9 protein-coding genes are annotated in these 12089 nt (G+C 44.1%); all 9 read right to left on the bottom strand.

All coding sequences use genetic code 11. From position 1 onward, the window contains the following. Positions 1–193: 193 nt before the first annotated feature. The 9 genes from ACWNM1_RS08455 to ACWNM1_RS08415 all read right to left on the bottom strand — a co-directional run bounded on the left by ACWNM1_RS08455 (position 194) and on the right by ACWNM1_RS08415 (position 11938). A complete protein-coding gene (locus ACWNM1_RS08455) occupies positions 194–1309 on the bottom strand; it encodes a glycoside hydrolase family 88 protein (RefSeq protein WP_449600642.1) in 1116 nt (371 codons plus the stop codon). Then, a complete protein-coding gene (locus tag ACWNM1_RS08450) occupies positions 1299–3164 on the bottom strand; it encodes a DUF2264 domain-containing protein (RefSeq protein ID WP_449600641.1) in 1866 nt (621 codons plus the stop codon). Before ACWNM1_RS08450 ends, ACWNM1_RS08455 begins: the two co-directional genes overlap by 11 nt. A gap of 24 nt (positions 3165–3188) precedes the next feature. After that, positions 3189–4787 carry a response regulator transcription factor gene (locus ACWNM1_RS08445; RefSeq protein ID WP_449600640.1) on the bottom strand — a complete coding sequence of 533 codons (1599 nt, stop codon included), beginning with the start codon at positions 4785–4787 and terminating at the stop codon, positions 3189–3191. Then, positions 4762–6561 (bottom strand): cache domain-containing sensor histidine kinase, encoded by a 1800-nt coding sequence (locus ACWNM1_RS08440; protein WP_449600639.1) that lies wholly within the window; start codon positions 6559–6561, stop codon positions 4762–4764. Before ACWNM1_RS08440 ends, ACWNM1_RS08445 begins: the two co-directional genes overlap by 26 nt. 105 nt (positions 6562–6666) lie before the next feature. Further along, a complete protein-coding gene (locus tag ACWNM1_RS08435; protein WP_094869470.1) occupies positions 6667–8031 on the bottom strand; it encodes an ABC transporter substrate-binding protein in 1365 nt (454 codons plus the stop codon). A 139-nt stretch (positions 8032–8170) separates the two neighbouring features. Continuing rightward, positions 8171–8953 carry a carbohydrate ABC transporter permease gene (locus ACWNM1_RS08430; RefSeq protein WP_094869525.1) on the bottom strand — a complete coding sequence of 261 codons (783 nt, stop codon included), beginning with the start codon at positions 8951–8953 and terminating at the stop codon, positions 8171–8173. Between the two features lie 63 nt (positions 8954–9016). Continuing rightward, positions 9017–9916, bottom strand: a complete 900-nt coding sequence (locus tag ACWNM1_RS08425; protein WP_094869471.1) for a carbohydrate ABC transporter permease — start codon at positions 9914–9916, stop codon at positions 9017–9019. Positions 9917–10105: 189 nt separating this feature from the next. Further along, on the bottom strand, positions 10106–11488 hold the full coding sequence (locus tag ACWNM1_RS08420; protein WP_449600638.1) for an MATE family efflux transporter: 1383 nt from the start codon (positions 11486–11488) through the stop codon (positions 10106–10108). Positions 11489–11506: 18 nt separating this feature from the next. Further along, a complete protein-coding gene (locus ACWNM1_RS08415; RefSeq protein ID WP_449600637.1) occupies positions 11507–11938 on the bottom strand; it encodes a MarR family winged helix-turn-helix transcriptional regulator in 432 nt (143 codons plus the stop codon). Positions 11939–12089 lie beyond the last annotated feature (151 nt).

The raw sequence follows: 12089 nt of genomic DNA, 5'->3' as shown, positions 1-12089 counted from the left end.
GATAAGCATTAATATAACATATATTTATCCAGAGCTAACACTAACCCATTTTGCATTGCATAATGAGTATTACCTTACACAGTGAGCAGTTCCCGTCACTTGCGTTTAAATGTTGTAACTAAAGCAGGGGAATAAATAAAGCAGTGCCCCTTCCTCCGACTTATCGAGAAAGGGGCACTGCTATTGACTTCTACTACCAATATCCTCGGATTCCGGTCTGCATGCGAATCAGCGCTTCCAAATAATAATAGTCTCCCCAAATCATATGGCCATCAGGCACACGTCCACCTCTGACATGATAGGAACCATGCTTTAGAAGCCCCTCCGCGTCCGGATTTCCGGATGTCGCATAATGTTCCGCTAAGGATTTCATGCTGCGGAGTAAGGCTGCTTCATAAATAGCACGATCCGGGTCATCTGCGTCCAGAAGATCCAGCAACTCCAAAAGACCGGAAGCCGCAATGGCTGAAGCCGAGCTGTCGCGAGGAGTACTCGCTTCCACCGGCACATCAAAATCCCAATACGCCACATTATCCTCTGGAAGATGGCTGATAAAGTAATGAACCAGACTTTTAGAGGTATTAAGAAAGTCTTCCTCTCGTGTATAACGATAAGCCAGGGCAAATCCGTATATTCCCCACGCTTGACCACGTGTCCAGGTCGATCCATCCTCATAACCTTGATGTGTTCCTCCACGAATTGCACTTCCTGTAGCTGGATCAAAGTAAAAAGTATGATAAGAGGAAGCATCCCCACGCACAAGAAATTTCCGGCTCTTTAACGCATGTTCGAGAGCTATATCATAATAACGATTGTCCCCCGTTTCCTCCGCAGCCCAGAACAGCAGAGGCAAATTCATTAAGCAGTCAATAATGATACGTCCCGCATTCTCGGGGTCACTCTCTAAACCCCAGGCCTGGAGGATTCCAGCGTTTTCACGCCAGCGTTTGCATAGTGTATCCGCAGCCTGTAGACCGACAGCTCGGGCTTCTTCGCTGCCTGTTATTTTCCACTCTGCTACTGCAGTCAGTGAGTACAAAAAGCCAATATCATGATGGTCCAGGGCGATGTGATGATCCAGACGATGCTTAAAGTCTCCTAACCAAGAAGCTGCCGCCTCCTTATAGAATGAATCTTTGCTATATTCATAAGCAAGCCACATCATCCCTACATAAAATCCTTCTATCCAATCATCATTGTCTCCCCATTCGTACTGTTGTCCCTCTGCTATATGAGGCAGTTTGCCCGGATGGTTAGCAATATTTCTCTTAATTTTGTGAATCGCATCCTCAATCGCCTTATTCCACATCTTTGTTTCTCCTTTCCGATACGTCAGCAGTATAGAGCAGTTCACCGTTACAGGAATCGTATACAGAAATCCTTCCATCCGAATGCTGCTTAATAATTGGTGGCAAAGCTAGTGCTGACTGGTTCTCTGGGGTATTCGTAGCTCCGAAGACTGCAGATATTAATACCTGATCCCCCGGCTCCAATCTGGAGATCAAGCTCGGAAGAAACGTCCGAGGCTTCAGCAGATTAGTATTCGGTTCGGGTAGCACGCATTCTCCCCGGTCAAAACCACTTAGCATATGTATGGCACTGATTCCCCAGGGCAATTGCACCGAGACAGCAGTGTTAGATACATGAATGTTTTCCCGATCACTGCGTGAGAAGCCAGCAGACTGGCCAATGGCAAATCCACCCTCCGCTACGTCGAGACACCGGGCGCTGTGAATGCTGTGAATACGGACATGCCACAGACCTGCTGGAATAATCCATGTCTCCACATGTACATCGCTCCAGGGATGCCAGCGTGAATATACATAATTCTCTCCAACTTCCCACGTCTCGCAGAATCTGCGTACCCGGTAATGTTCATCGCGTTCACACAATGCTAATGTAGAGTCGTAAGCGCCTTGAACTAAGCCATAACCCGCCTTCGGCACACTGAATCCGAACAGCGTGGAGTAAGCAAACTTGGAATATTTAGCTGCGCTATGGGCCATATCAAAGTTCGCCATCTGACCAGAGGTATAGGCAATAACATGCTTATTTCCTTCCGGACGACTCACCAGCATACGTGCCTCTTGGAGAGCCCGAAGCTCTTTCAATTCAGGTAGCGGCTCTTCCTCTGCCTGCCAAAAAGGATGATCGTCCGGCAAGGCTAGAATAAGCATAGCTTTAAAGGCCCAATACGGTGATCCGGGGGCATTGTAGTTCTCCGTCATTACCAGATTCGGGTAAGCATATCCGATACTTAGTAATCCGTCTATTCCCACAATAGGCTTTTCAAACCACCAACGAAAATGACGCATTATAATTCCTTTGAGAACGCCATATGAGAAAGGAAGAACCTCGGCATACACCAGCGCACTCCAAAAAGAGACCTGTGCAAAACGATAGGTCAGACTACGTCCGAAAGGAATCGCACTTCCGTCCTCAGCAAACCAATACATAAAATCTTTGGCAAATTGCGCGGATCTTTCCCGGTAAACTGCAGCCCTCTGAGGATCATCCTCCGCCATCAATTTAGCATATATCAGCGTATAATAATGCATAGCAAAAGCAATATAATAGTCTCTCTGATCGGTCAGCCCGTCGGAATACCATCCATCACTCAAGTAGTAGGTGTCAATCTTCTCCAGATAATCATCCATGATCTCTTGATCGTAGGGTAATCCGACTTTCTTAAAGCCCACATTGACAAGAACCGTGAACATCAGCCAGTTATTCGGATTCGAGCGATCCACATGATTGATCTGGTTCAACCAGTTATATACCTGCATTTTCTGAACATCACTCAATGGTTCCCACAGCTTATGCGGCGCAAGAGCAAGCCCCAGTCCCAGGACGGCTTGTTCCACCATACGCTGGTCTTTGGTCGAGAATTCACCCCAATATTCTTCATGCTCCGGGTCAGTCCCGTTAATGATCCCCTCTAGAAACATCGGCCAGAGCGCACTTTCTCCTCCACCGCTGGCATGGGGAACAAGCCCCCATAAAGGACGGGCAAAGGCTTCCATAAGCGCAGTCGCTTCATTATATATAGATCCTGTAGCTCCCATCTCGATTCCTGCATGACCAGCAGTAAATCGCTGCTCTAGCGGAGCATACAGATCATTTAAGAACAGCTGTAATTCATTTTTAGTACCCTTCAGTTCCACAGTAATGGTCCCTCCAATCCAAACTCAATGCCAAGCCGCATATTCACTAGGCCGCATGCCCATTTCTCGCTTAAACAGCTTGATGAAATAACTTTTGTTCGCATATCCCAGATATTCGGAAATCTCTTCTACAGTCTTTCCAGACTGATTAAGCAGCTCTTTTGCCTTCTGAAGCTTTAGCATATTTACATATTCAATGAAATTCTGGTTTGTTTCCCTTTTGAAGAGGCGACTGAAATAGCTGGCATTTAAGTTCAAGCGTCCTGCCATGTCCTCCAGCGTTATTTTCTCCGTTACATGACTAATCACGAACTGCTGGGCTTTGATGACCTCACTCCGTTTGGACTTGATGGAGAACATACTTATTTTCCGTGCTAATTCCTCCAAGTACTGGACCAGCCAATCTTCCAAATGCTCCAGGGTTTCAATATCACCTACCACATTAAACAGCTTCTCTTCAGCCATAGGCAATGGAGATTGCAACAGCTGTTTCGTCTTCATTTGCAAGTCCATCAGCAAGCGGAGCACACATTCCTTAACTTCATTGGGATGGAATTTTTGCGAGGCCACCCATTCTCTCCATTCCTTGATATGAACACGAAGCTCTATTTCCCTGTTCAAGGCAATATCATCATTGATAACAGCGTAAATGCTTCCATATTGGGCATAAATATCTTCCTTTGAAAAGCAAATCTCTTCAAAGCGGTGAATTCCTGCTGTTGGCAGATAAAAACGTTGGGTTTTCTCCCTTAGCATCCGCTGTAATGTCCCACGAATTTCTTCAGGACTGCGCGCCTCAGCGCCAAATAAACAGGAGACAGACAGCTTAAGATATTTTTGCACGGCTGCAGCTGCATTTTGCATAGAGTGATAGATCACTTGGTGGTCTTTAGAAGGCTTGTCACTGCAAAAGAGAATGACAATTTCCTTATGACTATATCTCGAAATAAACAGACTGTGATCAGCCTCAAGCACTTCCTGCATGATATTCTCAACTGCAAAAGAAATTGTATATCCACTCATTCGGCGTACCCTTGAAACTTCCTCAGGGCGGTTAATCACAATAAGCACCGGAATATAGTTCTTAGCATGGATCATAATTCCGTTTGACCGGGCTTGCTCGATCCAAGACTCCTTGTCCCAGGACTGGTACAAGGTATCTTTTAGAAACTTTTCCTTCAGCGCGGCGCGGTTTTGAGACTGTTTTTGCTTATATACCAGCATCTCCGTATGCCGCTGCCTGTTCAAGCCCACTTCCGTTACAAGGGTTCTAAGGGCATGCTGCAGCTGAGCGATATCCAGAGATTCCTTTAAAATATATTCCCCCACGTTAAGCTTAAGTGCCTGCTGAGCGTACTTGAATTCGTTGTGGCAGGAGAGAATGATCGCACGGATTCCAGGATTCACCGCTCTGAATTTCTCAAGCATCTCTAGTCCGTTCATCTTGGGCATTCCAATATCGGTAATAATCAGATCCGGTGGATTCTGCTGTGCTTTTTCCCAAGCCTCGAGACCGCTATAATAACACCCGATGAGTTCAATCCCGAGCTCACTCCAAGGCACAGCCTGCGACAAATAACGGATCACCGGATAGTCATCATCCACCAAAATTGCCGTCAGCATTCACCACACCCACCTTTCCATCATCCAGAGGAAACTCCAAACAAATCTCCGTCCCCACATCAGGTTCGCTTTGAATATTCAGCTTGAAAGCAGTGCCGTAAATCATACTGAGGCGTTGGGCCACATTGCGTAAGCCTATGCCGGAGAACCCCCTTCTGTCCTCATCTGCAATTTGCTCGCTGCTGTATGCGGTTTCACGAAGTCTTGTTAAATTCTCCGCTGACATGCCGATGCCATTATCCTTAATCGTGATAACCAGCATTCCCGAAGTTGCCACAATATGAGCTTCAATAAAGATCTCACCACCAAATTGCTCGAAACCATGGATGATCGCATTCTCGATCATAGGCTGAATCATAAACCGAGGCACCAGTGCTTCAGCAGTTCCGTCTGCTAAATTCATTTCCAGCTTGACCTGATTGGCATGGCGAAAATTCATCAAAGTCACATAATGAGATATCGTATCTGTCTCCTCACAAAGTGGGATAAACTCATTGTCTCTGTTAAAGGTCATACGGAGCAAAGACGACAACGAACCAATCAACTCGGCGTTCTCCTTGTCTCCTTGCATCAGAATATTTAACCGGATCGAATTCAATAGATTAAACATAAAGTGCGGATTGATCTGTGCCTGCAGCATTTCCAGTTCAGCTTTTCTTTTTCCTGTTTGCTCATAGGTGATCTGTTCAATCATGGACTCTATTCGATCTAGCATTTGGTCAATGGTACGGGCCAGCTGTGCCGCCTCATTATTCCCACGGATTAGTGAACGTTCATCCAATTGACCACGACCTATTCGCTTTACAAAAGCACTTAATTTCACGATGGGCTGAGTCAGCTTAGAGATTAGAACGGTTAAGAGAACGGAAAACAAGGTAAAGAATAGAATTTGCACGGCTAAGCTGATAAATAAAATCTGCTTATTCTTCGATAAGGCATCCTTCAGTGGAATAATGCTTACCATCCGCCATTTGTTACTGCTCAGTTCCTGGTCTACATATAAGAATTTCTCCCCGTTAATTTCGACAGTATCAAGCTCGCCATCCTTTTTCCGCCACGTCATCGTATCACCTATTTGGGCCTTGTCAGCATGCGAGACTACCGTTCCCTTGTCATCCAAAAGCATCATCTCTTTGCCATTGTCATTATTCAGGTAAGGGCGGAGTTTGCGCTCATTGATGTTGATAATCATATATCCGATCGTGCTGCTGGAGGTTGATTGAATGGGTCTTGCAATGGTTACCCAATCCACTGAACTCTTATCCGAGTAATTATAGTAAGTATCGTGTTCCGCTTTCCAATAGGTCGAGATAGGTTGAATTTTTTTCAGAAGCGACATCCACTGCTCGTTATAAAAGGTTGAAGGATTAAAGTCACTATAAGGATAGCTGGTATAAATAAATCCATTCTTTCCGATTAGCGTTACTTTCAAATATTCTGTCAGAACGAACATATCATCCAGCATCCGTGACATACGGTTATACTGGATGATATGCTTCGCTGAACGAAGCGTCTCTGGATCAGCAGACATCATCTGCCTAATTTCGCTGTTCTGAAGTACAAAATTGGACTGCTCCAGCGTTTGTTCAAAAATGGCATTCATATTGGCACTGGACGCATTGAGAGACTCTCTTGCGCTGCCAACGGCCTTCTCTAGAATCAGATCCCGGGTTAAGTAATCTGTAACCATGTAAATGCAGACTAGCGGGATCAGTACACAGATCATTGAAGACCAGACAAGTTTCATTCGAAGTGATTGATGCTTTCTAAACACGGATGACAGGCCCCATATCTGTTTTAAATTTGGAGCAGGAGGCAGAAATGCTTTCCTGCCCCCACATTATAAGCCCCCTTGGGGAAGCGTACAATCAGTCTCCGCCTACTTTCCGCTGTTGTTCTGAACGACCTCCGAAATTTTCTTATCGATATTGGTAACAGTGACATCCAGATCCTGTTGGCCAAGGAGATACATCTCCGCTTCTGGAATAACGTTGTTCTTAGCTTCATCCGCATATTTAGCCGGTACTTGCGTCGCACCAGGATTCGAGTTCTCCATTGTAAATTTCAATGAATCCACATCAATCTTAGATGGATCCTTAGAACCACTCACAATCGTATCGACCAATTTGTTCGTGTCCGATTTCGCCCAGCCAGAGAAGACACGTCCGCCGATTTCCAGTCCTTCAGAGGTATACCAGCGTACAAAGGTGTACGCAGCTTCCTTATGCTTGGATTTAGCAGCTATCCCCATATAGGTTGGCTGAACAGGTGAGTAATGTTTGCTCTCACTATCCAGTCGAGGGATCGGCGCAAACGCGGTAACGAAGGTTGCTGGAATGGCATCCGTTCCACCCGATTCCGCAACCATCCAGTCACCCATCGGAAGCATCGCTGCTAAACCGTTAAAATACTGATTCCGGTAGGCAAGCTTCTGCGAAATAATATCCTCGTAAGGAGTAGCACTCTTATCTTCGTACATCATTTTCTTCATCATCTGCAGATTAGCCTTAAATTGCGGGTCCAGGGCATTGGAGGTTCCGTCAGATTTTAGGAAAGTATTATCCTCAGGCTTACTCATTAGCTGGAGCTGGAAATAATCCGGCCAATTATGCAGATATGCTCCAAAACGCTTCGTTGCACCCTCACCCTTAGTCAATTTCTTGGCATACTCTTCGAAATCCGCCCAAGTCCAGTCGGTCGGAACCGGCAGACCCGCCTCATCTAGCATTTCTTTGTTAAGAAGCACGAACCAGCGCTGCATAGATGACGGTAACGCATAAACTTTGCCATTGACCGTAGTATCCACTAGATATTCATCGGAGAGCTTATACCCTTCTTTCTGAATATATTCGTCCATCGGTGCTAACACACCGATATCTGCACGCTGCGAATAGTTGGTATACGGCAATTCGACAATATCCAGCGGGTCACTTGCAGCGGCCATCAAATCCAGCTTCTGCATGGAGGCAACAGAGTCTCCTTTTTCATTTAGTAGATCCACTTCTACATGAATGTCGGGATGCGCCTTCTCAAACTCTGCGATAATCGTGCTCCACTTCGCTTTAGCTTCTGTCTGCCAGGTGCTCAGCTTCAGCGTAACCTTCTCTGCTGCAGGCTCCTTATTTCCACCAGTGTCAGGCGCATTTGTCGCTCCTGCATTATTTGTTTTCGCATTTCCACCGCATGCGGTGAGTGACAACGCCATTGATGAGATCATAAGCACGGATAATAATTTCTTTTTCATATAGACCCTCCTATAAATGTGTTGGGCATACCTCGTCTTACAGCTAGTGCTATGTAACTGCTTACAAGAACATCCTAACATGCAGGATAGATGAGGAAAGTTCTCATATTCTACCGAAGAGAAACTATTTTGACTTTTATTATCCTTTCACACCGCCGAGGGCAATCCCCTCAATAACCTGCTTCTGACCAAGAGCAAAAATAATCAGCAGTGGCAGTATTGCGGACACCGCACCAGCCATCATAAGGGAATAGACATCCCCGTATTGGTCCCCAAACAACCGAATACCTAACTGAATAGTAAACAGTTCTTTAGACTTCAAAAAAATGAGTGGATACTGATAGTCGTTCCAGGTCCAGATAAAACGTAGAATAGCATAAGTAGCTACAGCGGGACGGATCAGCGGAAAGGCAATTTGTAGAAATGAACGAAAATGACCTGCTCCATCTATCCGCGCGGATTCAAGATACTCGTTGTTTACTCCCATAAAAAATTGCTTGAGCATAAACGCACCAATAATACTAAAACTGTTAATTAAGATCAACCCTAGATGTGTATCAATCAGATTCAACCAGTTAAACAGCAGAAACTGCGGAACCAGTGAAGCCTGTGGAGGAACCATGTAAAGGGCCAACACAACTATAAACATTGCATCTCTACCCGGAAAACGCAGCTTGGAGAACCCATAAGCCGCCAGTGCGCATATCAGCACATTAATTATAGTCGTGGCCAGCGTAATATAAATGGAATTTCCGTAATAACGAGCGAAATCACCGGACCAAACCTGTTTGTAATTTTCAATAAGATTCCACTGCTGAGGCAACCATTCTATTGGAAAATTAAACACATCTTTCTCCAGTTTAAAGGAAGTGGATAACATCCATAGAAACGGTAAAAGAAATGCGATACCTAGCAGTCCCATTGCGATTGTCCAGATGGTTCTGGATAGAAGCTCTTTTCTCACTGTAATTTCTCCTTTCCGCCTTTAATAATTGACCCATTTTTTTTGCGCTAACATCTGCAGGGCTGTAATGATCAGGCAGATGAGGAACAGGACAAGTGCCATGCTAGAAGCATAACCCGTCTTCAATTGATTGAAGGCAGTGTCATACAGCTCATAGACAATAACAGTCGTGGAGTTAGCCGGTCCGCCCTGTGTCAGTACTTGTATGAGATCAAAGATTTTAAAGGAGCCGATGACCCCTGTAACCAGCAGGAAAAAGGTAGTTGGCGATATGCAGGGAACCGTGATGTTTCGGAATTTCCGCCAGACATTGGCACCGTCAATATCAGCCGCTTCATAAAGGTCCTTCGGAATACTCTGTAAACCCGCGATAAAAATAATAATGTTGTACCCGAGCTGAATCCAAATCTGGATCATCATCAGCGACGGCAACGCATAATGGATATCAGCCAGCCATTTGGGTGGAGAATCCCATCCCAGTGACATCAGAAATTGATTGACAGGCCCTAGGGAAGGGTGAAACATAACCTGCCAAACCATAGCGATGGCAACTACACTGGAAATGTAGGGAAGGAAGTAAATTACTTTAAATAAATCCTTCAGGAAAACCTGTTTATCAATCAGGATAGCTAACAGCAGAGCAACGATGATCGTAACCGGTACTGTAATAATAAAGAGCAAATTGTTCAGCAAGCTTTTCATAAAGGCATCATCATGAAACAGCCTTATGAAATTATCGAAGCCCGCGAACTTAATCCCCCCTAGACCAGCTACAAAGTTCCAGTTCGTGAAGCTTAACAATAGTGAACCCAGGACAGGGATCAAGGTCAAGATAATCAGCCCCAACATTAGTGGAGTGACGAATAAATACCCAGCGATTGCTTCGCGCGTATCCATTTTAAGATGAAATTTTCGTATCATAATTCTCCTCCTTTACTTATCCTAATTGTAGAAAAAGTAAGATGTGATCATAAGAACTATAATTGTTCATTTTGGAACTAATTTTACCGATCCTTCGGTCACGAAACCTTCTAGATAACGCAAAAAAGCGCGAGCCACGCTCCCGCCATCCACTACTTTTCTATGCTTTTACGTAAAGCAAAGCTTTTGTTACACCGACGCAACCTCTACAATATCTTTTCCCTCCCCACTCGTGCTTTTAAGCTTTTTACTAAAAATAATAAACAAGATGACACCCATCAAACTCGTTATAACTTCTGTTATGGTCATTGACCAGATCACGCCATGAAGTCCAAAGACAGAATGTAACACGATAATCATAGGGATAAACAATACGCCTTGTGTGATGGCCATAATATTAGTTGGTATCCCCTGTCCGGTCGCTTGAAAAATACTCATAAACAAACCTGTAAATCCATTAAATAAAGCAGAAATCAGCATGGCTACCAAAATATAAGTTCCCATACTTAACACGGAAGGGTCATTAGAGAAGAAATGCAGAATCGCTCCTTTGAACAGAAATACTAGACCTACAAAGACAAAAGCAATGGCTCCGATATAGGCAAAAGCATGTTTAATCGTTGATTTAAGTCTCGCCATATTTTGACTAGCAAAGTTAAACGCAAATAGTGGAATCAAACCTAAGAATAAGCCCATTGATAAGAACTCCGGAACTTGCACAATTCTTAAGGCCACACCAAATCCGGCAACCACATTTTCTCCATATTGAATCGCGAAGTTATTTAACAAAAGCGTGCTCACAATCACAAAACTAAATTGCAATAACTCAGATACACCTATTTTGTATACTTCTAATTGATCTCGAACAGATATCCTGAAATGCTTCAAGAATCCTCTTAAATGCTCACTTTTCGTTTCTAAAAAATAGACATAATAAATCGCGGAACCCACATTCGCTAAAACCATCGCCAACGCAGCACCTGCCACATGCCATTTCAGCACAAGAATAAAGAGTGGATCAAAAATTAAACTTAAAGCCGTACTGATGAAGATCCCGTACATCGATTCTTTGGAGGCACCTTCGGAACGGACTAGCTGTTCCAAGGCAAAATTAAGCACAATGGCGAATCCACCGGCGAAAAGAGTCACAGCATAAGCCTTAGTAAAGGCTAGAGTAGCAGCATCTGCACCTAGCAATCGTGTAATTGGATCCATCGCTAACATCGCTAGTAGAGCAATAAGAATACCAACCATAATGCTTCCATAAAAAGTGTATCCGGCAACCTTCTTCCCCTTCTCCGTATCCTTTTGCCCCGCTAGCCTTGTAATAAATGTTCCTCCACCAACGCCGAGCATATTCCCAAAGGCCATTAAGACTGTGAAAATGGGTAGACCCAGCGTAATGGCAGTCAGCATACTAGTATTGTGAAGTAACCCAATGAAATAAGCATTGATTACATTATAGATGGTACCTACAGACATCCCGATCATCATAGGAATGGATAAATGAGCTATTGCCTTCTTGATCGGCGCCGATTCTAAATAATATTGATTAGAGACTTCTGTTTCCATGATTAACCCTCCGAACGTTTATAGACTTGAATTAACTTTTTGCAGTAAAGACTTTAAGTTTGCTGTTTCTTCCGGACTGAGTGCTTTTGTAATGCTTGTTTCTACCTCAGAGAAAATCTCATTAAACTCCTCGACCAAAAGAGCGCCCTTTTCCAAAACAAAAATACTCTTCTGCCGTTCATCATTTTCAGGTGTGACACGCTTGATATAGCCTTTCTTTTCTAACCCTTGAAGCATGCTGGTGATACTCGCCCCTTTTCTATTAAAGACTTCCGCCAAATCCTTTTGAATTACACCTTTTTCTTGATGCTCAAAAATATAACCGATCATGCGTCCTTGCTGTGAATTCAGCCCTAGCTCATTCAGCCTGGCATCGGCTGTGCTTTTTAGTTTCATCCCGATCTCTCGAATTAAATTAGAAAATGGTGTGTTTTCAACGGGTTTACTCATTGTTATTTCCTCCGTATTCGCATTAGTTAGAACTCTAAGTAACATCATTATCATAATAGTTAGAAATCTAACTGTCAAGGTTCTAACTAAATAAAAAAAACTCCTCTCCAGCATCCGTCGAGTAGACAGGCACTGAAAAGGAGCTTTATAG

The organism is Paenibacillus sp. Marseille-Q9583, assembly GCF_976954365.1.
The sequence above is the reverse complement of the archived record's forward strand: the minus strand, read 5'-3'. Positions and strand labels throughout refer to the sequence as shown.